Annotated in this window: 27 protein-coding genes and 1 riboswitch; of the genes, 13 read left to right on the top strand and 14 right to left on the bottom strand. The window is 71.6% G+C overall.

What is annotated here, in order from left to right; genetic code table 11:
- The first annotated feature begins 23 nt into the window (after nt 1-23).
- The gene (locus tag IF54_RS0116200; RefSeq protein ID WP_030319056.1) at nt 24-1,052 is read left to right on the top strand and encodes a 6-phosphofructokinase; all 1,029 of its coding nucleotides are present in this window, start codon (nt 24-26) and stop codon (nt 1,050-1,052) included.
- A 43-nt stretch (nt 1,053-1,095) separates the two neighbouring features.
- On the opposite strand, the gene IF54_RS0116195 is transcribed toward IF54_RS0116200, so the two are convergent.
- Both IF54_RS0116195 and IF54_RS44180 read right to left on the bottom strand, forming a co-directional pair.
- Complete coding sequence (locus IF54_RS0116195; protein ID WP_030319055.1) at nt 1,096-2,952, bottom strand: anthranilate synthase family protein; 1,857 nt, start codon at nt 2,950-2,952, stop codon at nt 1,096-1,098.
- Between the two features lie 100 nt (nt 2,953-3,052).
- On the bottom strand, nt 3,053-3,109 hold the full coding sequence (locus tag IF54_RS44180) for a trp operon leader peptide (protein ID WP_071528813.1): 57 nt from the start codon (nt 3,107-3,109) through the stop codon (nt 3,053-3,055).
- A 96-nt stretch (nt 3,110-3,205) separates the two neighbouring features.
- On the opposite strand from IF54_RS44180, the gene IF54_RS0116190 reads away from it, so the two are divergent.
- Together IF54_RS0116190 and IF54_RS0116185 are read left to right on the top strand one after the other, a co-directional pair.
- A complete protein-coding gene (locus tag IF54_RS0116190) occupies nt 3,206-4,558 on the top strand; it encodes a class II 3-deoxy-7-phosphoheptulonate synthase (protein ID WP_028809603.1) in 1,353 nt (450 codons plus the stop codon).
- 145 nt (nt 4,559-4,703) lie between these two features.
- The gene (locus tag IF54_RS0116185) at nt 4,704-4,937 is read left to right on the top strand and encodes a (2Fe-2S)-binding protein (RefSeq protein ID WP_030319054.1); all 234 of its coding nucleotides are present in this window, start codon (nt 4,704-4,706) and stop codon (nt 4,935-4,937) included.
- On the opposite strand, the gene bfr is transcribed toward IF54_RS0116185, so the two are convergent.
- Nucleotides 4,934-5,413 carry a bacterioferritin gene (gene bfr / locus IF54_RS0116180; protein WP_030319052.1) on the bottom strand — a complete coding sequence of 160 codons (480 nt, stop codon included), beginning with the start codon at nt 5,411-5,413 and terminating at the stop codon, nt 4,934-4,936. The two genes, IF54_RS0116185 and bfr, sit on opposite strands and share 4 nt — an antisense overlap.
- Nucleotides 5,414-5,591: 178 nt before the next feature.
- Between bfr and IF54_RS0116175 the strand changes: the two genes are divergently transcribed.
- Nucleotides 5,592-6,224 carry a sulfite oxidase-like oxidoreductase gene (locus IF54_RS0116175; protein WP_030319050.1) on the top strand — a complete coding sequence of 211 codons (633 nt, stop codon included), beginning with the start codon at nt 5,592-5,594 and terminating at the stop codon, nt 6,222-6,224.
- 6 nt (nt 6,225-6,230) lie between these two features.
- On the opposite strand, the gene IF54_RS0116170 is transcribed toward IF54_RS0116175, so the two are convergent.
- From IF54_RS0116170 to thiO, 6 genes are all read right to left on the bottom strand, one after another.
- On the bottom strand, nt 6,231-6,692 hold the full coding sequence (locus IF54_RS0116170; RefSeq protein ID WP_030319048.1) for a DUF4396 domain-containing protein: 462 nt from the start codon (nt 6,690-6,692) through the stop codon (nt 6,231-6,233).
- Nucleotides 6,693-6,747: 55 nt separating this feature from the next.
- Nucleotides 6,748-7,632 (bottom strand): deoxyribonuclease IV, encoded by an 885-nt coding sequence (locus IF54_RS0116165; RefSeq protein ID WP_078851993.1) that lies wholly within the window; start codon nt 7,630-7,632, stop codon nt 6,748-6,750.
- A gap of 227 nt (nt 7,633-7,859) precedes the next feature.
- Nucleotides 7,860-9,791 (bottom strand): Stk1 family PASTA domain-containing Ser/Thr kinase, encoded by a 1,932-nt coding sequence (gene pknB, locus IF54_RS0116160; protein WP_030319045.1) that lies wholly within the window; start codon nt 9,789-9,791, stop codon nt 7,860-7,862.
- A gap of 169 nt (nt 9,792-9,960) precedes the next feature.
- A complete protein-coding gene (locus IF54_RS0116155; protein WP_030319043.1) occupies nt 9,961-10,755 on the bottom strand; it encodes a thiazole synthase in 795 nt (264 codons plus the stop codon).
- A 3-nt stretch (nt 10,756-10,758) separates the two neighbouring features.
- Nucleotides 10,759-10,959 carry a sulfur carrier protein ThiS gene (thiS, locus tag IF54_RS0116150; RefSeq protein WP_030319041.1) on the bottom strand — a complete coding sequence of 67 codons (201 nt, stop codon included), beginning with the start codon at nt 10,957-10,959 and terminating at the stop codon, nt 10,759-10,761.
- Nucleotides 10,956-12,113, bottom strand: coding sequence for a glycine oxidase ThiO (gene thiO, locus IF54_RS0116145; protein WP_030319038.1), 1,158 nt, complete (start codon nt 12,111-12,113; stop codon nt 10,956-10,958). Before thiO ends, thiS begins: the two co-directional genes overlap by 4 nt.
- Nucleotides 12,111-12,223: riboswitch (TPP riboswitch) on the bottom strand. Its footprint overlaps the gene before it by 3 nt.
- A gap of 52 nt (nt 12,224-12,275) precedes the next feature.
- On the opposite strand from thiO, the gene IF54_RS0116140 reads away from it, so the two are divergent.
- The 6 genes from IF54_RS0116140 (at nt 12,276) to IF54_RS0116115 (ending at nt 17,168) form a co-directional block, all read left to right on the top strand.
- Entirely contained in the window at nt 12,276-12,626 is a 351-nt protein-coding gene (locus tag IF54_RS0116140) for a hypothetical protein (protein ID WP_030319037.1), read from the top strand.
- Nucleotides 12,627-12,658: 32 nt separating this feature from the next.
- Nucleotides 12,659-13,873, top strand: coding sequence for an NAD(P)/FAD-dependent oxidoreductase (locus IF54_RS0116135; protein ID WP_030319035.1), 1,215 nt, complete (start codon nt 12,659-12,661; stop codon nt 13,871-13,873).
- Between the two features lie 139 nt (nt 13,874-14,012).
- Nucleotides 14,013-14,384 carry an Rv2175c family DNA-binding protein gene (locus tag IF54_RS0116130; protein ID WP_030319033.1) on the top strand — a complete coding sequence of 124 codons (372 nt, stop codon included), beginning with the start codon at nt 14,013-14,015 and terminating at the stop codon, nt 14,382-14,384.
- A gap of 95 nt (nt 14,385-14,479) precedes the next feature.
- Nucleotides 14,480-15,130 (top strand): thiamine phosphate synthase, encoded by a 651-nt coding sequence (thiE, locus tag IF54_RS0116125; RefSeq protein WP_030319032.1) that lies wholly within the window; start codon nt 14,480-14,482, stop codon nt 15,128-15,130.
- A 98-nt stretch (nt 15,131-15,228) separates the two neighbouring features.
- The gene (metF, locus tag IF54_RS0116120; protein WP_051735453.1) at nt 15,229-16,152 is read left to right on the top strand and encodes a methylenetetrahydrofolate reductase [NAD(P)H]; all 924 of its coding nucleotides are present in this window, start codon (nt 15,229-15,231) and stop codon (nt 16,150-16,152) included.
- A 56-nt stretch (nt 16,153-16,208) separates the two neighbouring features.
- Nucleotides 16,209-17,168, top strand: a complete 960-nt coding sequence (locus IF54_RS0116115) for a membrane protein (RefSeq protein WP_030319030.1) — start codon at nt 16,209-16,211, stop codon at nt 17,166-17,168.
- Between the two features lie 15 nt (nt 17,169-17,183).
- Here the strand turns inward: IF54_RS0116115 and IF54_RS0116110 are convergent, their stop codons facing one another.
- The 5 genes from IF54_RS0116110 to IF54_RS0116090 form a co-directional block, all read right to left on the bottom strand.
- Nucleotides 17,184-18,695: a phytoene desaturase family protein gene (locus IF54_RS0116110; RefSeq protein WP_030319028.1), complete on the bottom strand. Its 1,512-nt coding sequence runs from the start codon at nt 18,693-18,695 to the stop codon at nt 17,184-17,186.
- Between the two features lie 63 nt (nt 18,696-18,758).
- Nucleotides 18,759-19,364 (bottom strand): DUF4126 domain-containing protein, encoded by a 606-nt coding sequence (locus IF54_RS0116105; RefSeq protein ID WP_030319026.1) that lies wholly within the window; start codon nt 19,362-19,364, stop codon nt 18,759-18,761.
- A gap of 442 nt (nt 19,365-19,806) precedes the next feature.
- On the bottom strand, nt 19,807-20,436 hold the full coding sequence (locus tag IF54_RS0116100; RefSeq protein WP_030319024.1) for a TetR/AcrR family transcriptional regulator: 630 nt from the start codon (nt 20,434-20,436) through the stop codon (nt 19,807-19,809).
- Nucleotides 20,437-20,483: 47 nt separating this feature from the next.
- On the bottom strand, nt 20,484-22,568 hold the full coding sequence (locus IF54_RS0116095; RefSeq protein ID WP_030319022.1) for a YhgE/Pip domain-containing protein: 2,085 nt from the start codon (nt 22,566-22,568) through the stop codon (nt 20,484-20,486).
- A complete protein-coding gene (locus IF54_RS0116090) occupies nt 22,540-23,352 on the bottom strand; it encodes an ATP-binding cassette domain-containing protein (protein WP_030319020.1) in 813 nt (270 codons plus the stop codon). The genes IF54_RS0116095 and IF54_RS0116090 overlap by 29 nt, the downstream gene beginning before the upstream one ends.
- Nucleotides 23,353-23,532: 180 nt before the next feature.
- On the opposite strand from IF54_RS0116090, the gene IF54_RS0116085 reads away from it, so the two are divergent.
- The 3 genes from IF54_RS0116085 to IF54_RS0116075 all read left to right on the top strand — a co-directional run bounded on the left by IF54_RS0116085 (nt 23,533) and on the right by IF54_RS0116075 (nt 25,712).
- Complete coding sequence (locus tag IF54_RS0116085) at nt 23,533-24,114, top strand: SAV_6107 family HEPN domain-containing protein (RefSeq protein ID WP_030319019.1); 582 nt, start codon at nt 23,533-23,535, stop codon at nt 24,112-24,114.
- Nucleotides 24,115-24,269: 155 nt separating this feature from the next.
- Nucleotides 24,270-25,040, top strand: coding sequence for a methyltransferase (locus tag IF54_RS0116080; RefSeq protein ID WP_030319017.1), 771 nt, complete (start codon nt 24,270-24,272; stop codon nt 25,038-25,040).
- 276 nt (nt 25,041-25,316) lie between these two features.
- Nucleotides 25,317-25,712, top strand: coding sequence for a DUF3040 domain-containing protein (locus tag IF54_RS0116075; protein WP_030319014.1), 396 nt, complete (start codon nt 25,317-25,319; stop codon nt 25,710-25,712).
- Nucleotides 25,713-25,780: the final 68 nt, after the last annotated feature.

The following is a 25,780-nucleotide window of genomic DNA, read 5'->3' as shown; positions in this document are numbered from 1 at the left end:
ACCTACGGCGAAGGGAACCGTTCATGCGCGTCGGAGTACTGACCGGAGGCGGCGACTGCCCCGGTCTCAACGCCGTCATCCGGGCCGTCGTCCGTAAGGGCGTTCAGGAGTACGGCTACGACTTCACCGGCTTCCGGGACGGCTGGCGGGGTCCACTGGAGGACGCCGTCGTGCGTCTCGACATCCCGGCCGTGCGCGGCATCCTGCCCCGCGGCGGCACCATCCTCGGCTCCTCCCGCACCAACCCGCTCCAGCAGGAGGACGGCATCCGCCGTATCCGGGAGAACCTGGCCGCGCGGGACGTCGAGGCGCTCATCGTGATCGGCGGCGAGGACACCCTGGGGGTTGCGGCCGAGCTCTCCGACCGGCACGGCGTGCCCTGCGTCGGCGTGCCGAAGACCATCGACAACGACCTCTCCGCCACCGACTACACCTTCGGCTTCGACACCGCGGTCGGCATCGCCACCGAGGCCATCGACCGGCTGCACACCACCGCCGAGTCCCACATGCGGGTCCTGGTCTGCGAGGTGATGGGCCGTCACGCGGGCTGGATCGCCCTGCACTCCGGGCTCGCGGGCGGCGCCAACGTCATTCTCATCCCCGAGCAGCGCTTCGACGTCGAGCAGGTGTGCGCCTGGATCACCTCCCGCTTCCGGGCCTCGTACGCCCCGATCGTGGTCGTCGCCGAGGGCGCGATGCCTAAGGACGGCGACATGGTCCTCAAGGACCAGTCGCTCGACTCCTTCGGCCATGTGCGCCTGTCCGGGGTGGGCGAGTGGCTGGCCAAGCAGATCGAGAAGCGCACCGGCAAGGAGGCCCGCACCACCGTGCTCGGGCACATCCAGCGCGGGGGCACCCCGAGCGCCTTCGACCGCTGGCTCGCCACCCGCTTCGGCCTGCACGCCATCGAGGCCGTCCACGACGGCGACTTCGGCAAGATGGTCGCCCTGCGCGGCACGGACATCGTCCGCGTCCCCATCGGCGAGGCCACGGCACAGCTCAAGACGGTCGATCCCAAGCTGTACGAAGAGGTGGGGGTGTTCTTCGGCTGACGCCCGCACGGCCGCGCCGACGTCCGTACGGGCGTGCCGACGCCTACACGGCCGTGCGGCGCAGCTGCCCCACCAACTCCCTTACGACGGCGGCACCGTTCAGGGTCAGCACCGACTCGGGGTGGAACTGGACGCCCGCGAAGCCGGGGCCGCGCAACGCGTGCACCTCTCCGTTGCCGTCCCGGCTCACCTCGATGCCGTGCGCGGCCAGCTCCTCGGCGGTGTCGTCGTCGCAGCGCGCCACGAAGCTGTTGTAGAAGCCGACGGTCTCCGGCCGCCCGAACAGGTCGACCGTCGTCTGCGCGCCCTGGTACGGCACCTCCTTGCGGACGATCTCCAGGCCCAGCTCCGCCGCGAGCAGCTCGTGGCCCAGGCAGACGCCGAGCACGCCGTGCCGGTGGTCCCGGACGACCTCGGCGGTCAGCTCGCGCAGGAACCGCATCTTGGGGTCGGTGAGGTCGGACGGGTCACCGGGTCCGGGTCCCAGGACCACCGGCCCCTCGTGCGCGAGCACGGCTTCCCTGAGCCCCGGCTCGTCGTAGCGCCGGACGGTCACCTCCAGGCCGCCCGAGCGCAGCACGTGCGCGAGCATCGACGTGAAGGTGTCCTCGCCGTCGACCACGAAGGCGTGCCCTTCCAGTTCGTACGACAGCTCCTGCATCCGCAGCCAGAACGGCGCGAGGTGGGCCCGGCGCCCGTCGAGCGCGGCACGCACGCGTGGGTCCTCGCAGAGGCTCACGCGCGCGTGCTCCCCGCGCGGCCGGGACGGCCGTACCCCGAGAGCCGCCAGGACGCCCGCCGCCTTCGCGTGGGTCTCCGCGACCTCGCTCACCGGGTCCGAGCCGCGCACCAGGGTGGCGCCCACCGGGACCCGCAGCCGGCCGTCCGCGTCGATGTCCGCGGTGCGGATCAGGATGGGGGAGTCGAGGGTCTGGGCGCCCCCGGAGTCCCGGCCGAGCAGGGCCAGCGCACCGGCGTAGTAGCCGCGCCCGCCGACCTCGTGCCGCTCGATGACCCGGCAGGCGTTCTGCACCGGCGAGCCGGTGACCGTCGCCGCGAACATGGTCTCCTTCAGCACCTCCCGTACGTCCAGCGAGGACTTCCCGCGCAGTTCGAACTCGGTGTGCGCGAGGTGGGCCATCTCCTTGAGCCGGGGCCCGATCACGACCCCGCCCATGTCGCCGACCGTGCACATCATCTTGAGCTCCTCGTCGACGACCATCGACAGCTCCTCGATCTCCTTGCCGTCGGCGAGGAAGCGGAGAAGGTGCTCGGGGGTGGGGCCCTCGGCGGGATAGCGGTACGTGCCGCTGATCGGGTTCATCACGACCGTCCCGCCGGACATCCGCACGTGCACCTCGGGGCTCGCGCCGACGAGCGTGCGCTCACCGGTGTGCACGACGAAGGTCCAGTACGCGCCCCGCTCGCCTTCGAGGAGCCGCCGGAACAGGGCGAGGGCGTCGGCGCGGGAGAATCCCGGGATCTCGCCCTCGTACGTCCGCCGGATCACGAAGTTGGCGCCCTCCCCGCGCCCGATCTCCTCGCGCAGGACACGCCCGACGATCTCGGCGTATTCCTCGTCGGCCACGTCGAAGCCGCCGTTCTCTACCCGGACGTCGTGGGACGGGAGCCGGTCCAGCACCTCGGCGAGCGGGAGGCGGTGCGTCTCCTCGGGGACCAGCACCGACAACGGCGTCCCGTCGTCCCGCACGTCGAACCCGCGCTCGCGGATCTGGCGGAAGGGGACGAGCGCCAGGCCTTCGTCAGGGAGGTCGGCGAGGCGGTCGTAGGTGCTGACCGGCCCGAGGAACACCTCGACGGTGTTCTCGTCATGGCCCGGTGTGCGGCGGCGCAGCAGGGCGAAGGGGCGGTCGTCGTGCAGGAGCTGGGTCAGGTCCATGGTTCCTCTGCCGTCTGATGTCGATAGCGGTGAGGAACGACCCCGGAAACGCCGAAGGCCGCCCCTCGGGCGGCCTTCGCGAAGTCTTGCGTACGCGCAGTCAGTGGGCCGCCGGATGAGCGGTCCACCACCAGTTCTGGGTCGAATGCGCGAACATGTGCGGCACCCTACCCCATGTCCGGGGAGTGTTTCCGGTGTCTCACTTGATGGGCATGGCGCTGGAGCCACGACACGACCCCGTAATGTTGAGGACGTGACAGTGAACGCTAAGACCAGCGCGAGTGCTGGCAACACCTGGCGAGACCTGCCCGCGGCGCAGCAGCCCGAGTACCCCGACACCGAGGCTCTGCGCGCAGTGATCGCGGACCTCGAGTCGTATCCGCCACTCGTCTTCGCGGGCGAGTGCGACCAGCTGCGCGCCCGGATGGCGGCTGTCGCCAAGGGAGAGGCGTTCCTCCTCCAGGGCGGCGACTGCGCCGAGGCCTTCGACGCGGTCTCCGCCGACCACATCCGCAACAAGCTCAAGACGCTGCTCCAGATGGGCGCCGTGCTGACGTACGCCGCCTCGGTGCCGGTCGTCAAGGTGGGCCGCATCGCCGGCCAGTACTCCAAGCCGCGCTCCAAGGGCACCGAGACCCGTGACGGCGTGACCCTGCCGACCTACCGCGGCGACTCGGTCAACGGCTTCGAGTTCAACGAGAAGGCCCGCATCCCGGACCCCGAGCGGCTGAAGCGGATGTACAACGCCTCCGCCTCCACGCTCAACCTGGTGCGCGCCTTCACCACCGGCGGTTACGCCGACCTGCGTCAGGTGCACGCCTGGAACCAGGACTTCGTGAAGTCGTCCCCCTCCGGCCAGCGCTACGAGCAGCTCGCCCGGGAGATCGACCAGGCGCTGAACTTCATGCGGGCCTGCGGGACCGACCCGGAGGAGTTCAAGACCGTCGAGTTCTACTCCTCGCACGAGGCACTGCTCCTCGACTACGAGTCGGCGCTCACCCGCGTGGACTCGCGCTCCGGGCACCTGTACGACGTCTCGGCGCACATGGTGTGGATCGGTGAGCGCACCCGGCAGCTGGACGGCGCGCACATCGAGTTCGCCTCGAAGATCCGCAACCCGATCGGGATCAAGCTCGGCCCGACGACCACGGCCGAGGACGCGCTCCAGTACATCGAGCGCCTCGACCCCGACCGTGAGCCCGGCCGGCTGACCTTCATCGTGCGCATGGGCGCCGACAAGGTCCGCGACAAGCTGCCCGAGCTGGTCGAGAAGGTCACCGCGTCCGGTGCCACCGTGGCCTGGGTCACCGACCCGATGCACGGCAACACCTTCGAGGCGGCCTCCGGCCACAAGACCCGCCGCTTCGACGACGTGCTCGACGAGGTCAAGGGCTTCTTCGAGGTCCACAAGGGTCTCGGCACCCACCCGGGCGGCATCCACGTCGAGCTCACCGGTGACGACGTCACCGAGTGCGTGGGCGGCGGCGACGAGATCTTCGTCGACGACCTGCACCAGCGCTACGAGACGGCCTGCGACCCCCGGCTGAACCGCAGCCAGTCGCTCGACCTGGCTTTCCTCGTCGCGGAGATGTACAGGGACCAGTGAGTCCTTGAGACGGGGACCAGTGAGTCCCTGAGACGGCTGTGGGGCGCGGATCACATACGATCCGCGCCCCACACCACTTTTGTCGCCACCCGGCGCCGGGTAAGGTTAGGTTAGCCTTATCGATCTCGGCGGGAGGTGAATCCGCGTGTACGTGTGCAGCTGCTTCGGTGTGACCGAGACGCAGGTCAAGAAGCATGCGGAGGACGGCGCCTGCACGCCGCGCCAGATAGCCTCCGCCTGCAAAGCGGGCACCGACTGCGGCTCCTGCGTACGGCGCATCCAGGCGATCCTCGGCCGGGGCGCGTACCCGCGTCCTGCCTCCGCCGACGCCGCCCCTCCGGTACTCGCCGAGCTCGAAGCGCTCGAAGAGGCCGCCTAGCTCTCCGGCTGCTCGATCAGCTGCGCGATGTAGAGCGCCTCGCCGAGCTTCTCCAGCAGTTCCAGCTGCGTGTCGAGGTAGTCGATGTGGTGCTCCTCGTCCGCCAGGATCGACTCGAAGATGTTCGCGGACGTGATGTCGCCCTTCGCGCGCATCACCTCGATCCCGCGCCTGAGGCGGTCGATCGCCTCGACCTCCACCTGCCGGTCTGCCTCGAACATCTCCTTGACGGTCTGGCCCACGCGGACGTGGAACAGCCGCTGGTAGTTCGGAAGTCCCTCCAGGAAGAGGATGCGGTCGGTCAGCACCTCGGCGTGCTTCATCTCGTCGAACGACTCGTGCCGCGTGTACTTCGCGAGCTTCGTCCAGCCGAAGTTCTCCTGCATCTTCGCGTGCAGGAAGTACTGGTTGATCGCGGTGAGCTCGCCCGTGAGCTGCTCGTTGAGGAATTCGATGACCTCGGGGTCGCCCTGCATCGCAGAGGCTCCTTCCAACCGTGGGGAACTGGCCAGGCTGGGCCGCATCCTTGCACCGGCGAAGAAGATCGTCCAGTAAGTCTCCACTTAGTTAGTAAGGGCATGCTTAGTCCATTTTGGGTTGCTTTGAGGAGTGGCTGGTCGGGTGCATCCCCTCGGGTCTGTCAGGATGGAAGGCATGGGTCAGCCGGAGGAGCGCGAGGGTGGAGCAGCGGCACACTCCGAGCTTCCGCCGGGGCAGCGGCTCCAGCGCGGCTGGCCTGTCACGCACTACGGCCCGGTCCCCAAGTTCCGGCCCGAGCGCTGGGAGTTCCGGGTCTTCGGGGCCACCGCGGACGGCGAGAAGCAGTGCTGGAACCACGAGGAGTTCACGGCGCTGCCGTACACCAGTGTCGTGGGCGACCTGCACTGCGTGACGAAGTTCAGCATGCTCGGCTCCGAGTGGGGCGGCATCCCCGCGCGGACCGTCCTGGAGCTCGCCCCGCCCGCCCCCGCCGTCACCCATGTGATGGTCTGGGCCGAGTACGGCTTCAGCTCCAACCTCCGCCTGGCCGACTTCGCGTCCGAGCGCACGATCTTCGCCACCCACAAGGACGGCGAGCCGCTCACCGCCGAGCACGGCTTCCCGCTGCGCCTGGTCGTCCCCCATCTGTACGCCTGGAAGGGGCCCAAGTGGGTCCGTGGCGTGGAGTACATGACCGCCGACCGCCGCGGCTTCTGGGAGGAGCGCGGCTATCACAACGTCGGCGACCCCTGGAAGGAGCAGCGGTACTCCTACCAGGAGGAGCCGGGGGACGGCCCCGAGCTGTGAGGTCCTTCAGTGCGCGTGGTGCTCGTGGTGCTCGTGGACCACGGCATGCCCCTTGCCGCGGCCGATCATCCACTTGTTGACCGGCACGGTCACGACGAACGCGATGGCCAGCGAGATCGCCAGTGAGGTCCAGAACAGCAGGTCGGCGAGTTCCGCGTCCATGGCGTCCGGCCACAGGGCGATCACCCCGTTGTCGATCAGCTCCATCACGGCGATGGAAAGGGTGTCGGCGGCCAGGGCCACCTTGACGGCCGCGCCGAGACTGAGGCCGGCCTTGAGGATGCCGTACAGGGTGAACGAGTAGCCGAAGAGGAAGGCGAGCGCGATCGCCAGGACGGTCGTCGGCAGGTTTCCCCAGCCCAGCGCGGTGCCGACGACCATGCCGAGCACCTCGCCGACGGCACAGCCGGTGAGGCAGTGGAGGGTGGCCTGGACGGCCGTTTTCCAGCTGGAGCCTTGGTGCTGCACGGGTACCCCCAGGGTCGGGTGAACGGTTCCTGCACTGGCGGGAACCGTATACCCCCTAGGGGTATTCCTCAACGGGCCCCGCCTCCCGGAGTTTCTTCAGTCGCTCCACGTCCGCCGCATGACCCTCCTTGCCGCCGGGGGTCTCGATGACCAGGGGGACGCCCTCGGTGGCGGGGTGGGTCATCAGGGCGCGGAAGGGGTCCTCGCCGATGTGGCCGGAGCCGATGTTCTCGTGGCGGTCCTTGTGGGCACCGACCACGTCCTTGGAGTCGTTGGCGTGGATCAGCTTCAGACGGCCCTCGCCGACCGTGTCCACCAGCAGGTCCAGCGTCTGGTGCATGCCGGACGGGCCGGTCAGGTCGTGGCCGGCCGCGAAGATGTGGCAGGTGTCAAGACAGACGCCCAGCTTCGGGTGGGCGTCCAGGGCCTCGAAGTACGGGCCGAAGTCCCAGGTCCGTGAGCAGAGCGAGAAGCCCTGGCCGGCCGTGGACTCCAGCAGCAGGAACGGGTCGTCGTCGTGGGTGAGCTCGTCGAGCAGCGGGAGCAGGTGCTCGCGGACCTGCTTCAGGGCCACGGAACGGTCCCGGCCGCCGGTCGCGCTGCCGGTGTGCACGACGACACCCAGCGCGCCGATCTCCCGTCCGCGTCGCAGGGAGTGCCGGAGCGAGTCGACGGACCTCTCCACGGTCGCCTCCGTGTGGGAGCCGAAGTTGATCAGGTAGGGCGCGTGGACGTACGCCGGGATCGCCTCTTCGGCACACGCCTCCCGGAACGCCTCGTCCTGCTTCGGGTTTCCGGCGGGGGTGGCCCAGCCGCGCGGGTTCGCGACGAAGACCTGCACGGTCTCGGCGTTCAGGTCACGGGCGTAGGAGAGCCCGACAGAGTTGAGACCGCCGGCCACGGGGACATGGCCGCCGACGGGGTTGCGCTGAGTTGTCACCGGTCAAGGGTGCCATTGCCTGCGGCGGGCTGTGCGGGGCGCCCAGGGATGTGGGTCGGTTCGTCGTCGGGCGGGTGCGGTCCGATGGGGCCTGGTCGCGCAGTTCCCCGCGCCCCTGAGAGGCGCGTCCAGTGAACCTACCTCAAGGGGCGCGGGGAACTTCGCGACCAGCCACAACGCACCCGCAGCCGCCCGACGATCTTGACCGCCGGCCCGTCCCGTGCCGCTCAGCGAATCGTGATCGTGATCGTCGACCCCTTCGGTGCCGTGTCCCCGCCCTCCACGGACTGTTTCTTCACCGTGTCGCCGAACAGTCCGAGCAGCCCCCGGTCCTCCTCGACCTGGAACCCGGCCTTCTCCAGCGCGGACTTCGCGTCGTCGACGCTGTCGCCCGTGACGTCCGGGACCTCGACCATCTCGGGGCCCTTGGAGATCGTCAGGGTGACGGTGTCGCCCTCGGCGGCCTGGCTGCCGGATTCGGGGCTCTGCCGGGCCACCTGGCCCGCGTCGTACTCGGAGTTGACCCGCGTGTCGGCGATCTTCACCTTCAGCCCGGCCTCCGCGAGGTCGGACCTCGCGTCGGACAGGTCCTCGCCGGTGACGTCCGGGACGTCGACCGGGGCGCCCTTGCTGACGGTGAGGGCGATCGCCGAGCCGGTGCGCAGGGTGGTGCCGCCCGACGGGTCGGTGCTGATCACGAGGCCCCTGGGGACGTCGTCGCTGAACTCCCGGGTGACCATGCCCGGCTGGAGCCCCTCGGCCTTCAGCCGGTTGCGCGCCGTGCCCAGCGCGTCGCCGTCCACATCGGGCACCTTGACCGTCTGCGGGCCCCTGGAGACGGTGATCGCCACGGAGTCGTTGTTCCGTATGCGGCTGCCCACACCCGGGTCCGTGCTGATCACGGTGCCGCGCTTGACGGTGTCGCTGTAGGCGTAGGTGACCTTGCCGGTCTCCAGTCCCACCTCGTCGAGGCGGTCGCGCGCCTGTGCCTCGGTCTTGGCCAGCAGGGCCGGGACCCGGGTGAACTGGCCGGAGTTGATGTACCAGACGCCCGCACCGAGGCCGAGCGCCAGCAGCACCGCGGCGACGACCAGGAACGGGCCGCGCCGGGAACGGCCACCGGAGGCACGGCCGCGCCGGGGCGGGGGCGGTGGGGTCTCCAGGACGCTGGTGCGGTGGTGGACCGGCTCGTCCTCGTTGACCGGGAGCAGCCGGGGCACGGTCAGGGAGCGCGGGATCACGCTCGTACGGTTCTCGGCGCCGGTGTACTCCGACGGGAGCGCCTGCGGGGGCACCATGTCCAGCTGGGCGTCGCTCAGCCTGCCGTGCGCCTCACGGGTCTGCGCGAGCAGCGCCACCGCGTCGTACGGGCGCAGCTCCGGGGTGCGGGCGGTGGCCGAGGCCACCAGCGCGTCCAGTTCGTACGGCAGCCCCGGGACCACGGCCGACGGGGGCGGAACGTCCTCGTGGAGGTGCTTGTAGAGCACTATCGCGGGGGATTCTCCCTCGTGCGGCTGGCTGCCGGTCAGCATCTCGTACAGGACGACACCGCAGGCGTAGACGTCGACGCGGGCGTCGGCGGTGTGGGGCCGGTCGATCTGTTCCGGTGACAGGTAGGAGACGGTGCCGAGGACCGCTCCGGAGCTGCTGGTCACGTTGTTCACGGACCGTACGAGCCCGAAGTCGGCGACCTTGACCCGGCCGTCGTCCCCTATGAGGACGTTCTCCGGCTTCATGTCCCGGTGCACGAACCCGGCGCGGTGCGCGGCGCCGAGCGCGGCCAGGACCGGCTCCAGGATGTCCAGGGCGGCGCGCGGTTGCAGCGCCCCGCGCTCGCGCAGCACGTCACGCAGGGTGCAGCCGGCCACGTACTCCATGGCGAGATAGACGTACGACCCGTCGGTGCCCTGGTCGAAGACCTGCACCACGTTGGGGTGGGCCAGTCGGGCGACGGACTTGGCCTCCCGGATGAACCGCTCGACGAAAATCCCGTCCGCCGCGAGCGCGGGGTGCATCACCTTGAGCGCGAGCACGCGGTCCAGACGGGTGTCCAGGGCACGGTAGACCGTGGCCATCCCGCCGACCGCGATCCGCGCGTCCACGCGGTAGCGGCCGTCGAGCACCTGCCCGACCAGCGGGTCCTGAAGGGTCGTATCCACGCAGCGAGTCTACGAGCCACGGCTGACAGCCGATCCGGTTCGGCCGGAACAGGAGCGGTACTGGAGCCGAGCTGTGACGGAGGTCGCACCTGCCCGAGTCCGGGGTCGAACGTATGTTCAGAGCCGGGCGGTCCGGGTCGGTTCAGCTGCCGGGACCTCCGGATCCGCTTCAGAAGGCCGGCCGCTCCGGGTCCAGTGCGGCCAGGCCCTCCGCCGGGGACGACGCCTCCGCGAAGTGCCGACGGGGGATCCGCCCCGCCCGGTACGCCAGCCGGCCCGCCTCCACCCCGTGCCGCATCGCCTGCGCCATCAGTTCCGGCTCCTGCGCCCGTGTCACCGCCGAGGCGAGCATCACCCCCGCGCACCCCAGCTCCATCGCCAGGGCCGCGTCGGACGCCGTACCCGCCCCCGCGTCCAGGATCACCGGCACCCGCGCGTGCTCGACGATCAGCTGGAAGTTGTGCGGGTTGCGGATGCCGAGCCCGGAGCCGATCGGGGAGCCCAGCGGCATGATCGCCGCGCAGCCCACGTCCTCCAGCCGGCGCGCCAGCACCGGGTCGTCGTTCGTGTACGGCAGCACCGTGAAGCCGTCGTCGACCAGGGTCTCCGCCGCGTCCAGCAGCTCCACGCCGTCCGGGAGCAGGGTCCGCTCGTCGGCGATGACCTCCAGCTTGATCAGGTCGGTGCCGAGCGCCTCGCGCGCGAGACGGGCCGTGAGGACGGCCTCGCCGGCCGTGAAGCAGCCCGCCGTGTTGGGCAGCACCCGGATGCCGAGCCGCTCCAGGACGGACAGCACGGAGCCGTGCACCGACGGATTCACCCGCCGCATCGCGACCGTCGTGAGCTCGGTCCCGGAGGCGACCAGCGCCCGCTCCAGGACGTCCAGGCTGGGCGCCCCGCCCGTGCCCATGATCAGCCGGGACGAGAACGGCGTACCGCCGATGACGAAGGGATCGTCGGCCATGGGTCAGCCTCCTTGGACGGCGGTGAGGACTTCCACGCGGTCACCCTCGGCGAGGGGCGTCGAGGGCCACTGCGTGCGCGGCACGACGGTCTCGTTGACCGCGGCGGCGACCCCGGAGGGCGCCGCGGTCAGGGCCCGTACGACGGTGTCGAGAGCCGTACCGGGAGCGAACCGGCGCGGCTCCCCGTTGACGGAGATGTTCATGCCGGCTGCTCCACCCGCCGAAGGAACCGACCCGGGGTGAACGGACGGGCCACCTCCGGGAGTTCACCGGTCGCAAGGACATGGGCCATCGCGTCCCCGGTGACCGGGGTCAGCAGCACGCCGTTGCGGTAGTGCCCGGTGGCGAGCAGCAGGCCGGGCAGGTCCGTCGGGCCGAGCAGGGGAGCGTTGTCGGGGGAGCCCGGGCGCAGTCCCGCGCGGGTCTCCGTCAGCGGCAGCTCGGTGATGCCGGGGACCAGTTCGTGCGCGTCCCGCAGCAGTTCGTACACCCCGCCCGCGGTCACCGTGGTGTCCCAGCCCAGCTCCTCGCTGGTCGCGCCGATCACCAGCTCGCCGTTCTCGCGCGGCACGAGGTAGACATGGCTGCCGCGCACGACGGCCCGCACGGTACGGCTCAGGAAGGGCGCGTACCGGGGTGGCACGGTCAGGCGCAGCACCTGGCCCTTCACCGGCCGCACCGGGGGCAGGACGGCCTCGGGGACCCCGTCCAGACGGCCGCTCAGGCTCCCGGCGGCGAGCACGACCTGGCCCGCGTCCAGTGCGCCGCCGTCCGTCGTGGTGATCCCGGCGGCCCGGTCCCGGACGATCCGCAGGCGCTCCGCCCACACGCGGTGGAACACCACACCGGCCCGCTCGCACGCGGCCAGCAACGCGCGCGTGAGGCGGCGCGGATCGATCTGGTGGTCACCGTCCACCCGCAGCCCGCCCCGCACCCCCGGTGCGAGCATCGGCTCCAGGCGGCGGCACTCGCGCCCCGACAGCCACTCCGACTCCAGGCCCGACTGCCGCTGGAGCGCGTGCAGTTCGCGCAGATGGGCGCGGTCGTCGGCGTCCAGGGCCACGGCCAGCGTGCCGCACCTGCGGTAGCCGAGGTCGTGGCCGGTCAGCTCGGTGAGCTCGGCCGCGAAGTCGGGGTAGCGGTGGGCCGAGGCGAGGTTCAGGCCGAGCAGTGTCTGCTCGCCGTAGTGCAGTTCGGTGACCGCGGCCAGCATCCCGGCGGCCACCTGGGCGGCCCCGCCGCCCGGTTCCGGGTCCGCCACGGCCGTGCGGAGACCGCGCTGCGCGGCCCGCCAGGCCGTGACCAGGCCGATGATGCCGCCCCCGACGACGAGGACGTCTGACGTACGTGAGGACATGGGCGTCCAGCCCCTCCCTTCGCCGGCATGACCCGGATCAGGTTCGTACGGTCGGAGGCCGGCCAGCCTCCCTCTCAGCCCGGTGCGTCCGGGCTCCCGCGAGTGCTCTACGTTGGCCACCCTAGCCCGACCCCGTACGTCTCAGTAAGGGAGCCTCTCTCCGTGGCACGCTCGCTCGACAACCTCGTCCTCGCCCCGGTCGCCGACCAGGCCCCAGGTCAGGTGGGCACCGGCACCCGGTTCACGTACCACGAGAAGGACGGGGAGATCTGGGCCGAGTACGCCGGCGGTGACGTGGTCCGCGGGCATCTGGTCGGCACGCGCGCGGGAGACCGCCTCGACTTCCGCTACGTCCAGCTCAAGCACGACGGGACGACGTCCTCCGGCCACTGCGTCTCCATGGTCGTCGACCTGCCCGACGGCAGGGTGCGGCTGGAGGAGACTTGGCAGTGGGAGTCGCAGTCCGGCAGCGGGACCAGCATTGTGGAGCAGCTCACTCGGCACGACTCCTGACTGACTGAACGTCAGGTGGCTAGGGTGATCAAATGACCGAGCAGACACAGGCGCAGCAGCGGGTGGTCGTGGTCGGGGCGGGCATGGCCGGCGTGCAGACCGCGGTCGCCCTGCGCGAACGGGGCTTCCAGGGCACCGTCACGGTGATCGGCGCGGAGCCCCACCAGCCCTACGACCGACCGCCGCTCTCCAAGGCGGTCCTGCTGGGCAAGGCCGAGGGCTCCGCCTTCGACGTGGACTTCGAGGCCCTCGGCATCGAACTGCGGCTCGGCCGCGAGGCGCTGGGCGTGCGCCCGGACGCGCACGAGCTGGACACCGAGGCCGGGCCCGTGCCGTACGACGTCCTGGTCCTCGCCACCGGCGCCGAGCCGATCCGGCTGCCCGGCACCGAGGGCGTGCCCGGCGTGCATCTGCTGCGCACCCTGGACGACGCCGAACGCCTGCGCCCGGTGCTCGCCCGGCAGCACGACATCGTGGTCGTCGGCGCGGGCTGGATCGGCGCCGAGTTCGCCACCGCCGCGCGCGAGGCGGGCTGCGCGGTCACGGTCGTGGAAGCCGCCGACCGGCCGCTCGCCGGCGCGCTGCCCGCGGAGGTGGCCGCCCCGATGACGTCCTGGTACGCCGACGCGGGCGCCGATCTGCGCACCCACGCGCGCGTGGTGCGCGTCGAGCCCGGCGAGGTCGTCCTGGACGACGGATCCCGGGTGCCCGCGGGCGCGGTCGTGGTCGGTATCGGCGCCAGGCCCGCCACGGCCTGGCTCGCCGGTTCCGGCATCGAGCTCGGCGCGCACGGCGAGGTCGTCGCCGACGAACGGCTGCACACCTCCGCGCCGGACGTCTACGCGGTCGGCGACTGCGCCTCCTTCCCCTCGCGGCGCTACGGCGAACGGCTGATGGTCCACCACTGGGACAACGCCCTTCAGGGACCTCGCACGGTCGCCGCGGCCGTCCTGGGCGAGACCTCCGCGGTCTACGACCCGGTCCCGTACTTCTGGTCCGAGCAGTTCGGCCGCTTCGTGCAGTACGCCGGCCACCACACGTCCGCCGACACGACCCTGTGGCGCGGTGAGCCGTCCGGCCCCGCCTGGTCGGTGTGCTGGCTCAGGGACAACCGCCTGGTCGCCCTCCTGGCGGTCGGCCGCCCCCGCGACCTGGCGCAGGGCCGCCGCCTGATCGACGCGGGCACCGAGATGGACCCGGACCTGCTGGCGGACCCGGCGAGGCCGCTGAAGGCGGCGGCGAGGTAGCCGGCCTGCCGGACCCCGGCCCGGGAGGGGGCGGGAGCTCGTTCGGGAGCTCTCGGTGGCACCCGGCATCTCGCCCTGTGTCCCCCGCCGGAGGCGCCCCGGCTTCCGACTGTCAGTGCGGGATGGCACGCTTAATCCCGTGACCGAGATTGACGCAAAGATCGATGCACTCGTCCCCGCCTGGCTCACCCTCCCCGACATCGCGGAGCTGCTCGACGTCGAGGTGACGCGGGTGCGGCAGCTGGTCAAGGAGGGCCAGCTCATCGCCGTACGCCGTGGCGAGAACCGCGCGCTGCACGTCCCCGCCGCCTTCATCGACGGGGCCGAGCAGAAGGTGGTCAAGGGGCTGGCCGGGACCCTGACGCTCCTGAGGGACGACGGCTTCACCGACGAAGAGATGCTGGAGTGGCTCTTCACCCCCGACGAGAGCCTGCCCGGCACCCCCGCGCAGGCCCTGAGCGAGAATCGCGGCACGGAGGTGAAGCGCCGGGCCCAGGCGCTCGCCGTCTGACCTGACAGCACCGGCGTACGGGCCGGGCCCGCACAGAGGCCGCGGCCGCGGTCGAGCACGGCCCGTACACCGCCGAATCCCGGGGGAGTTCCCGCATGCCCGACACCGCCCGCACCCGGCTCGCCGACGCCCGTGTCTACCTGTGCACGGACGCCCGCAAGCGCCAGGGCGACCTTCCCGAGTTCCTGGACGCCGTCCTGGCCGGCGGCGTCGACATCGTGCAGTTGCGGGACAAGGGCATGGAGGCGGCCGAGGAACTGGAGCACCTGACGGTCCTCGCCGAGGCCTGCGCCCGCCACGGCAGGATGCTCGCGGTCAACGACCGGGCCGACGTGGCCCACGCGGCCGCCGCCGACGTCCTCCACCTGGGCCAGGGCGACCTCCCCGTCCCCGCCGCCCGGGCGATCCTCGGCGACGACGTCCTGATAGGCCGCTCCACCCACGCGGAGGCGGAGGCCGCCGCGGCCGCGGTGCAGGAGGGTGTGGACTACTTCTGCACCGGCCCGTGCTGGCCGACCCCCACCAAGCCCGGCCGGCACGCCCCCGGCCTGGACCTGGTCCGGTACACCGCGGCCCTGGGCACCGACCGTCCCTGGTTCGCCATCGGAGGCATCGACCTCGGCAACCTCGACGAGGTCCTGGAGGCCGGGGCCCGCCGGGTCGTGGTCGTCCGGGCGATCACCGAGGCGGACGACCCCGGCGCGGCCGCCGCGGAGTTCGCGAAGCGGGTCCGGCACGCGTTGTAACCGCTCCAGGTGTCCGAGGGATGGACAACAAGTCGACAATCCGGGCAAATTTCCCGGATCAGGTTGGGTGGTCGCCGCCCCCTGACTAACCTTCCGGTATGGCCCTCGGAACCGCATCCACCAGGACTGACCGCGCACGCACCGTGCGCGACATGCTCGCCACGGGCAAGACGACGTACTCCTTCGAGTTCTCGGCGCCCAAGACTCCCAAGGGTGAGCGAAACCTGTGGAGCGCGCTCAGGAGGGTCGAGGCGGTCGCCCCGGACTTCGTCTCCGTGACGTACGGCGCCGGCGGGTCCACCCGCGCGGGCACCGTCAAGGAGACCGAGCAGATCGTCGCGGACACCACCCTGACCCCGGTCGCCCACCTCACCGCGGTCAACCACTCCATCGCCGAACTCCGCAACATCATCGGCCAGTACGCCGACGCCGGGATCCGCAACATGCTCGCCGTGCGCGGCGACCCGCCCGGCGACCCCATGGGCGACTGGCTGGCCCACCCGCAGGGCCTGACCTACGCGGCCGAACTCGTCCAGCTCATCAAGGAGTCGGGCGACTTCTGTGTCGGCGTGGCCGCCTTCCCGGAGATGCACCCGCGCTCCGCGGACTGGGACACCGACGTCTCCCACTTCGTCGACAAGTGCCGCGCGGGCGCCGACTACGCCATCACCCAGATGTTCTTCCAGCCGGAGTCCTATCTGCGGCTGCGTGACCGAGTCGACGCCGCCGGCTGCCCGACCCCCGTCATTCCGGAGATCATGCCCGTGACCAGCGTGCGAATGCTGGAGCGGCTCCCGCAGCTCAGTAACGCGATCATCCCCTCCGCCCTGAAAGAGCGGATCCTCACAGCACAGGACGATCCGACCGCTGTACGCTCAATCGGAATCGAGTTCGCCACGGAGTTCTGCGCGCGACTGCTGTCCGAGGGAGTGCCCGGACTGCACTTCATCACGCTCAACAACTCCACGGCATCGCTGGAAATCTACGAAAACCTGGGCCTGCACCACCGACCGCAGGCCTAGACCGGCCGCACGGACATACGACACACTGCGTAGCGGTCACTGGGAGAGGGGCGTACATGGGCTGGACGGTCCTCTACATCGCGTTCGGATTCGTCGCGTTGTGGCTGCTCGGCGAAGTGCTGTTGCAGTACAAGGCGCGGCTGCGCTGGCGGGTGCTCGCCTTCGTCGGCTTCCTGGGCGTGGTCGCCGGCGTGCTGATCTCGCAGGTGGTCGTCATCGGCCTCGGCGCGATCGCCTTCGCGGTCGGCCAGACCTACGTCACCCTGTCGTTCCGGCGCGGCTTCGAGCAGGGCTGGGCGGTCAACCCGCCGGCCGCGCTGGAGAGTCTGACCGGCGGCAAGAAGACCCGCCGGGAGCGCGGCCGCGAGGAGGCCGCGCCGGAGGCCCCGGAGCCGGCGGCCGCTGCCTACCGCGACGAGACCGGCTACGACCAGGGTCTCCCGGACACCGCCGGGTACGGTCACAACGACGACTACGACCGCGACGACGTCTTCACCCCCACGCGTTCCGCCACGGCCGCCGAGACCACCTCGGTCTACGAGCCCCAGCCCCTGCCCGACGACACCGGTTCCTACGGCGTGTACAGCGACGCCGGCTACGGCGGCGACCAGTCCTACGCCACCGCGGGCCAGCCCCAGGACCAGTACGCGACGGCTGCCGCCGAGCAGACGTACGGCTACGACGGCTACACCGGCTACGACCAGCAGCAGTACGGCTACGACACGGGCGGGCAGCAGTACGCCGCCTACTCCGACCCGTACATCGGCACCCAGACCTACGGGACGGGGTCGTACGACACCTCCTACGGCGGCCAGCAGCAGTTCGCCCAGCAGGGCTACGACCAGTACGGCGGGACCTACGGCGGCGAGACGCCGGCCGGCGGGGTGTGGGTGCCGCAGCAGCGCACCGACGAGTACGGCGGCGAACTCCCGCAGGAGCAGCAGTACTACCAGGACAACAGCGGCCAGGGGCACCAGGGCCAGGGCCAGGGGTACGACGAGCAGTACCGCTACTGACCCCGGCCGGCGCCCTCACTGGGAGCCGCGGAACTCCGGTCCCTCCACGATCAGTCCGGCGACCAGAGCCCCCGACATGCCGGCGTGCGCGAGCCCACCACCGGGATGCGACCAGCCACCGACGGTGAACAGGCCCGGGAGTGCTGTGCTGTTGGAGGGGTGCAGTGTGCCGTCGGAGCCGGCCAGCGAGGGCGGCGGTACGGCACCGCCTTCGGCCCCCGTCTCGCGCTCGGTGTGCAGGGGCGTCCGTACCTCGCGCCACAGGATCCGCTCCCGGAGGTGCGGCAGCGCGCGTTCGGCGGCGGTGACCATCCTGTCCGCGAAGGCGTCGGCGACTCCCGGAGCGGTCCAGTCGAAGCTCCCCTGGGACGCCACGGTCGCCGTCAGCACCACGGACTCGTGGTCCGCGTCGGGACGCAGGGCCGGGTCGTCCGGGCGGTCGATCCGCACGGTGGGCTCGGGCCAGGGCACTTCCCCGTGCGCGAAGTCGCACAGCTCGCCCTCCGGGTCGGGGCCGTGCACCACCGTGCGGTGCACGGCGTCCGGCTGCCGAGCACCGCGCAACGCGAGACAGACCACGACCCGCCCGAGGCGCAGGTTCTCGGCGTACGGGCGGACGTCCTCGGTGCCGTAGAGCTCACGTCCCGGCAGGAGCCCGCGCAGTCGCCAGGGCCCGCCGCCGACGACGGTGTCCGCCTCCACGAGCGTCCCGTCGGCCAGCTCCAGACCGCCCGCGCGACCGTCCTTCTCCAGGACACCCGTCACCTCGGCGCCGAAGTGGAACTCCACCTTGCGCTGGACGCACCGCTCGTGGACGGCCCGCGCCAACTCCCGCATGCCGCCCCGGACATACCAGGTCCCGAAGGCGTGCTCCATGTACGGCAGGATCGCGGCACTCGCCGGAGCGCTGCCCGGATCGATGCCGTACGCGAGCGCGATCCCCTCCAGCAGCGCCGTGAGCCGGGGGTCACGCAGCTCCCAGGCGGCCACCTCGGCCAGGGTGCCGGCCCGCCGGGTGCGCAGGAACTTCTTGTGGGGGACCGACGGATACGGCTCACGCTCCGCCAGCACCGACCAGTTGGGCCACAGCGGCTCCTCCAGGAGCGGTCTGCGGGTGCGGTCCCAGGCCTCGCGGGCGCGGACCAGGAAGTCGCCCCAGCGTGTGCCGGCCCCGTCACCGAGGGCTTCGTCCAGCGCGGCGACCACTCCCGCGCGGGACGCGTTCGGCAGGGACACCTCGGTGCCGTCCGCGAAGACGTGCCGTGACGAGGGGTCGACCTGGACCAGGTCGACGACCGACTCCAGCGGCTCCTTGCCGGTCTTGACGAACAGATCGCGGTAGACCGCGGGGAGCGTGAGCATCCCCGGTCCTGTGTCGAAGGCGAAGCCGTCCCGCTCGAAGCGGCGCACCGCTCCGCCGTACGTCTCCGTACGCTCGTACACCGCCACCCGATGACCCGCGACGGCCAGCCGGGCAGCGGCCGCCATCGCGCCCATCCCGGCGCCGATCACCGCAATCCTTGCCATGCCTGCGACTTTATCGGCCGCCACTGACAGTCCGGGCCGACAGGGGTGCCCGCCCGGCGACCCTCAGGCAGGCGGCCGTGCCGCCAGTCGTTGCTCCTCCCGGCGTTGCGCCCGGCGTCTGCGGAATCGCCTGATCCGGGAGACAAGGAAGTACAGCACCACCAGGCCCGCCACCAGCAGGACGCCCGCGATGGTCGCCGCCGCCTCCGGGTGGAAGATCGCGAACGAGACGATGCCGGCCACGCCGAGATCCTCGGCCAGGCTCAGCACGATGTTGCTGAACGGCTCAGGAGAGGCGTTCACGGCCATGCGCGTGCCCGCCTTGACCGTGTGGCTGGCCAGTGCCGTCGAGCCGCCCACCAGACCTGCGACCACGTCGTTGAGCGAACCGCTCTGGCCGGCCAGCAGCGCGCCGACCCAGGCGCCCGCGACCGGCCGGACCACGGTGTGCACGGAGTCCCACGCCGAGTCGACGTACGGGATCTTGTCAGCCACTGCCTCGCACAGGAACAGCAGGCCCGCCACGACGAGGACCTCGGGGCGCTGGAGGGTCTCCGGGACGTCGTCGCTCAGCCCGGTCGCGCCGAAGACGCCGAGCAGCAGCACCACCGCGTACGCGTTGACACCGCTGGCCCAGCCGCTGGTGAACACCAAGGGGAGTACGGACACGGACGCGATGGTAACCAGTCGGCCACGGGCCGTCCTGGGGGTGAGTGCGCAGGACTGAGTATCCGTACCTAGTACGTGAGATGAGTACGCGCGCGGATGGGCCCGGACCTGCGTGAACGGGAGAGTGGAGGCACGGCGAAGGGGAACGGCTCCGGCACCGGCGACACGGGGCGCCGGAACGGAGCCGCCCCGGACCCGCTCCTTCCGTCGACCGCGGTCGGCGGGAGCGAGGCACGGGGGAACCCGGAAAGCGGGGGAACGACCGAACGGGGGCCCAACGGGGGGGGGAACCGGGGGGACACGGGGACGGGGGAATCGGGGGAAGGAGGCGCCGGTTCGGGGTGGCCCGCGGGGGACGCGGCCACACCGAACCGGCGCTTTCGCCTGTCAGCCGGGTGTGCGCCAGGTGCAGGTGCCGCCGGTTGTCAGCCCCTGCGCCCGCTCACCTGCGCCCGCTCACCCGCCCCTGCAACAGCCGCGACAGCGCCGCGTGCACGTCGTCCAGGGAGCGTTCGGGCTGGAAGGACTGCCAGTCGAGGGCGGCCACCAGGACCATGCCGACCAGGGCGGCGGCGGTCAGCGGGACATCGATCTCCTCGCTGAACTCGCCGTTCTCCACGCCTTCGCGCAGCACGCCCTCCACGACCGCCACGGCCTCCTGACGGACCACCATGAGCGTGGACTGCCATGCCCGGTTGGTGCGCCACAGCTCGGCCACGTACAGCTGGGTGAAGGCCGGGTAGCGCTCGATGAAGACGAGACCCGCGCGGATCATCGCGTCCAGCGCGTCCACCTTGCCGCCGCCCGCGCGGGCCGTCGACTCCGCCGCCTCCCGCAGGGAGGTGGTGAGCAGGCCCACGCCGTGCCGCAGCAGCTCCTCGAAGAGGACGGACTTGCTCGCGAAGTTGTAGTAGACCGTGCCCTTCGCGACTCCGGCCCGCTCGGCGATCTCGTCGACCGTGGTGGCGGAGAAGCCCTGCTCGGCGATGAGCGTGACGGCCGCCTCGTAGAGCTTCTGCCGGGTGGCCTCGCGGCGCGTGCTGACGCCCGCCGTGGCGCTGCTGCTTTCCATGCTTCTGATTCTCACAGGTGACAGGGCCCCTGAGGTGCCGGAACGGCTCACAGGGTCAGCTCCGGGTGCAGCCGGTCCAAGGTCCACACCTGCCGGCGACGCGCGGACACGGCGGTCAGCGCGAGCGCGCCCAAGGTGAAGGCGAGGAGCACCACGCACGCGTGCCACACCGGAGTGAGACCGCCGCCCGTGATGAGCCTGCGCAGGGCCGCGACGACGTAGCTCATCGGCAGGAAGGGGTGGAGCGCGTTGAAGAAGCCCGGGCTGGTCTGCACGGGGTAGGTACCGCCTGCGGACGTCAGCTGGAGCATCAGCAGGGCGAGGACCAGGATCCGGCCGGCCGCTCCGAAGCGGGCGTTCAGCCACTGGACGATCGCCGCGAAGCACGCCGTCACCAGGAACAGGAAGCCCACAGTCCCGGCCGCGCGGGTCATCTGGAGTCCTACGGCCCAGTGCAGCACCGACATCAGGGCCACTGTCTGGAGCACCCCGATCGCCACCACCGGCAGCCAGCCCGCGAGCGCGATCCGCCAGGCCGCGGCACCGGCGGCGAGCGCCCTGCGGTTCATCGGCGCGATCAGCATGTAGGCCACCATCGCGCCCACCCACAGCGACAGCGGGATGAAGTACGGCGCGAACCCGGTGCCGTAGTTCGGCGCCTTGTGCAGGTCCCTGGAGACCAGCTGGACCGGGTCGGCCATCACGTCGGTGCGCTGGTCGCGGTCCTTCTTGTCGTAGTCGGGGATCCGCGAGGCGCCGTCGTGCAGGCCGCCGGCGAGCTTTCCGGAGCCGTCGGCGAGCTTGTACATGCCGCCGCTCAGGGTGTCGGCGCCGCCGCTGAGCCTGTCGATCCCGTCGTTCAGGGTCCGGGCGCCGGTCGTGGCGCTGCCCAGCCCCGAGTGGAGCGTCCTCGCGCCTGCGGCGACCTGCTGGGCGCCCGCGTTCAGCTTGTTGATCTTGGCGACGGCGTCGTCGAGGTCCTCGGAGAGCCGGGGCGACCGGTCGGCGAGCGCCTTCGCCTGCTTCTGGAGGGTGGCGAGCTGTCCGTCGAGCCTCTTCAGGTCGCCGTTCTGGTCGGCGACCAGGGCGTTGACGTCGTCGGCGACCCTCGCCACGTCGGCGGCGGCCTGCTGGGCCTTCTTCAGGTCCGCGCAGGCGGGGTCCGGCAGGACCGCGTCCGTGCAGCGCGCCCTGTAGACGGCGTTCAGGGTGTCGGCGGCCTTGTGCGCGCCCTGGGCGGCCGCCGGGGCGGTCCTCACCAGGGTGCCGAGGTTGTGGCGGACGGCTCCGGCCGAGTCGGCGACGAGCCGCGCGGTGTCTCCGATGCTCTTCTCGTTGTCCGCGACGAAGGGCCCCACCTTGTCGGCGATGCCGTTGACCCGGCCGGCCAGCGTCCGGGTGCCGTCGGCGACCTGCCGGGCGCCGTCCGCCAGGTCGCCGGAGCCCGAGTCGAGCCTCGCCAGCCCGTCGGAGAGCCTGCCGCTGCCCGCCTGGGCGTCCTTCAGGCCCGCGGCGAGGTCCTGGGAACCCTTCTCGGCCTTGCCGATGCCGCCCTCCAGGTCGTCCGCGCCGTTCGCGGCCTTCACGGTGGCGCCGTGGATGTCGGAGAAGGAGATGAAGATCCGGTCCAGGAAGGACCGCGAGGCCTTGGTGGACGCGGCCTGGCGCACCTCGGCGAAGACCGTGCGCGAGATCTGCCCGACGATGTAGTTGTTGGCGTCGTTCGTACGGACCTGGAGCGCGCCCGTCTCGGGCGAGTCGCCCGCGCTGGAGGCGATCCGCCGGCTGAAGTCGGCCGGCATGGTCAGCGACAGGTAGTAGGTGCCGTCCTCGACGCCCTTGCGGGCCTCCTCGGCGCTCACCTGGTGCCAGTCGAAGGTGTCGCTCTTGTGCAGCCCCTTGGTGATGTCCGTGCCCGCCGTCAGCCGGTGGCCGTCGGCGGTGGCGCCCTTGTCGTCGTTCACGAGGGCCACCGGGATGCGGTCCAGGCGGCCGTAGGGGTCCCAGAATGACCACAGGTACAGGGCGCCGTACAGCAGCGGCAGCACCAGCAGGGCCACCAGTGCGGCGCGCGGCAGCTTCCCCCTGCCGAAGCGGCGCAGCTCAAGCGCGGCCAGTCTCGGTGAGCGCATCGCCCGTCTCCTTCCGGTTCTGCTCGGCGTCGGCGTCGGCGTCAGTGGCGGTGGCGTCTGTGGCCTCGGCAGCTTCGGTGGCTTCGGCGGCTTCCGGGCGCGTGGACACCGTCACGGCGTCCTCCGGGGCCTCGCTGCACACCGCCAGGACCGTCGTCCCGGCCGCGGTGAGCGACCTGAGCAGGGCCCAGGCCTCGGCGCGCTCGGCGTCGGACAGCTTCAGGTCCAGGTCGTCGACGGCGAGCAGCCGCGGACGGCCGATCAGTGCGAGGGCGATCGACAGGCGCAGCGCCTCCAGCCGTTCCAGATCGCGGACGGCGGTCCGCGCGCCCTTGGGCAGTGCCTCCCGGTCGAGCCCGGCGGCCGCCAGGGCGGTGTCGATCCGCAGCCCCGCCTCGGCCGTGCGCTCGGCGCGCGGCCGCACCAGCGCCCGCACCGAGTCGCCGAACCGGCGCTGGAGCAGCGCCCGTTCGCGCAGGTGCTCCCCGACGGTCAGAGCTGGGTCGAGGTCGGTGACCCCGGCGACATTGGCCGGCGCGCTGAACCGGCGCACCGCCGCGAGCTGCTTCGGCAGCCGGGCCCCGCCCACGGTCGCGGACCCCTCGGTCGCCTTCATCCGCCCGGTGAGCGCGAGCAGCAGGCTCGTCCGCCCGGACCCCGAGGGCCCCTCCACGGCGATCAGCGCACCGGGCGCCGCGGTGAGGTCGATCCCGCGGAACGCCCAGCCGCGAGGGCCCTTCAAACCGAACCCCTGGGCCGTGACGTCGACTCCGTCCACGGCCACCCCCTGATTCCTCGTAGTGACAACTTTTTTGAACTGACTGGTCAGTGCAAAAATAAACCCGAACCTACGTCCGAAGCAAAACGGCAGGTCAGAACGGATTGTCAGTGCCATACCTCACGATGGGCACATACGGCACTCCGTAGCGGGAGCTGCCGTCAACCAGACGACAGGAGGTTCGTCATGGCCAGCTACCACGCAGCCGCCGCCCGTCGGCGCCGCGCCACCGGCCCTGCCCCCTCACTGACCGGCCCGGCGAGCGACGTGCACCCCGTGCTGCGCCGGGCGACGGCCCCGCCCGCCGCCCTCGACCTGCTCGCCCAGGCCCGTGCCGGCCTGGACGAGGCCTCGGCGCTGGAGACGTCGAACGAGCGCTATGCCACGGCACACCTCGCCGCCCTGCGCACCGCGGCCGCCGTGCTCGCCGCGCGGGGGCGTCCGGAGCCCACGCCCCGACGCCGCGCCAAGATCCGCAGCGCCTGGGAAGTGCTCCCGGAGATCGCGCCCGAGCTCGCCGAGTGGAGCGCGCTCTTCGCCTCCGGCGCCCGGCGCCGTGCCCGGGCCGAGGCCGGCATCCAGGGCGCGGCCAGCCGCCGGGACGCCGACGACCTCATACGTGACGTGGCGATGTTCCTGCGCCTCGTCGAGCGGATGCTGGTCCTCCAGCCGGTCCTGCCGCAGCCGCGCCAGGACCCGGAGGGGGCCGAGGAGGGGGCCCGCGGCACCGACCATGACCGCGACCGCGACTTCCCGGACGCCGGGTGACGGGCGTGCCGCGCCCCGGGCCGCCGGGGCCCGGCGGGGTCCGCCGTACGAGACGGGCGGCCGGGCGGGCCACCGGAGTGCCCAGGTGGGGCGGTGGAGGCAATAGGGTGGAGGGCGCCTGAAGCCTTCCCCTGCGCGCCGAGGAGCCAACTGCCGTGCCGGACCCGCTGCGACCCCGCGCCTCCCTCCGTACCGCCGTGGTCTGGGACGTCCTCCAGGACGCCCTCGATCGCCGGGTCAAGGCCACGGGGCGCCAGGCGCTGGACGTCCTCGACACCGGAGGCGGCAGCGGCAACTTCGCGGTGCCCGTCGCCCGTCTCGGTCACCAGGTCACCGTCGTCGACCCCAGCCCCAACGCGCTGTTCGCACTGGAGCGCCGTGCGGCCGAGGCCGGAGTCGCCGACCGCGTCCGCGGTGTCCAGGGCGATGCCCACGGCCTCTTCGACGTGGCCGAACGCGGCGCCTACGACGTGGTGCTGTGCCACGGCGTCCTGGAGTACGTGGACGACCCGGCCGAGGGCGTGCGCAACGTGGTGGCCGCCCTGCGCCCCGAGGGCGTCCTCAGTCTGCTCGCCGCGGGACTCGGCGGTGCCGTGCTCGCGCGGGCCCTGGCCGGCCACTTCAAGGAGGCCCGGCAGGCCCTCGGCGACCCGGACGGCCGCTGGGGCGACGGCGACCCCGTGCCGCGCCGCTTCACCGCCGAACAGCTCACCGCGCTCGTCGAGGGCGCGGGCCTGAGCGTGGGCGCCGTGCACGGCGTGCGGGTCTTCGCCGACCTCGTCCCCGGCGTCCTCGTGGACACCGAGCCCGGCGCCGTGGAGGCCCTCCTGAAACTGGAGGAGGCGGCGGCCGAACTCCCCGCCTTCCACTCCGTGGCCACCCAGCTCCACGTGCTCGGCGAGACGCGGGAGAGCGCCGGGGCCTGAGCCGCCTCCTGTGCCGTAGTGCTGATCAGGTACTTGATGGCGCATGGAGTACGCCACAGGCCACCCGATCGGGCGCTCAGCGCCGTATGATCGAGGGAGACCGCCCGGCATGACGGGACGGCCGCTGGGGAATGACAGATTCAGCAGCCGGAGCGTTCATGGCGGATTCCGGTTGGCCAATTGGCGCAGAGGGGCGGGTTTCACGGGGGCGATTCCCTGCCTATCCTGAAGGGACCCCCCGAGTCGCCCCGGCGACTGCACGATGAGGAGGACTCCGTGCCGCTCTCGGAGCACGAGCAGCGCATGCTCGAGCAGATGGAGCGAGCGCTGTACGCCGAAGATCCCAAGTTCGCGTCGGCGCTCGAGGGAAGCGGGCTGCGTACGTACACCCGGCGGCGGGTCTACCAGGCGGTCGCCGGCTTCCTCGTGGGTATCGCGCTCCTCATGGCCGGTATGGTCGCCAAGCAGGTCTGGCTCAGCGTGGTGGGTTTCCTCGTCATGCTCGGCTGCGCGGTTCTCGCCGTGACCGGCTGGCGCAAGGCTCCCAAGCCCGGTGAACAGCCCGCGGCGGGCGGTCCGCATGCCCGTCGGCAGGCGCGTCAGAAGCGCTCGATGATGGACCGGATCGAGCAGCGCTGGCAGAAGCGCCGTGACGAGCAGGGCGGCCAGTAGCCGCTCGCGACCAGCTCCCACAGATGTGTGAGGGGGTGAGTGCCCGACAGGGTGCTCACCCCCTCTGC

Origin of the sequence: Streptomyces sp. NRRL B-3229 (assembly GCF_000719505.1) — a bacterium.
Lineage (GTDB): Bacteria > Actinomycetota > Actinomycetes > Streptomycetales > Streptomycetaceae > Streptomyces > Streptomyces griseorubiginosus.
Note: the sequence above shows the minus strand (reverse complement) of the source record. Positions and strands in the feature narration are given on the sequence as shown.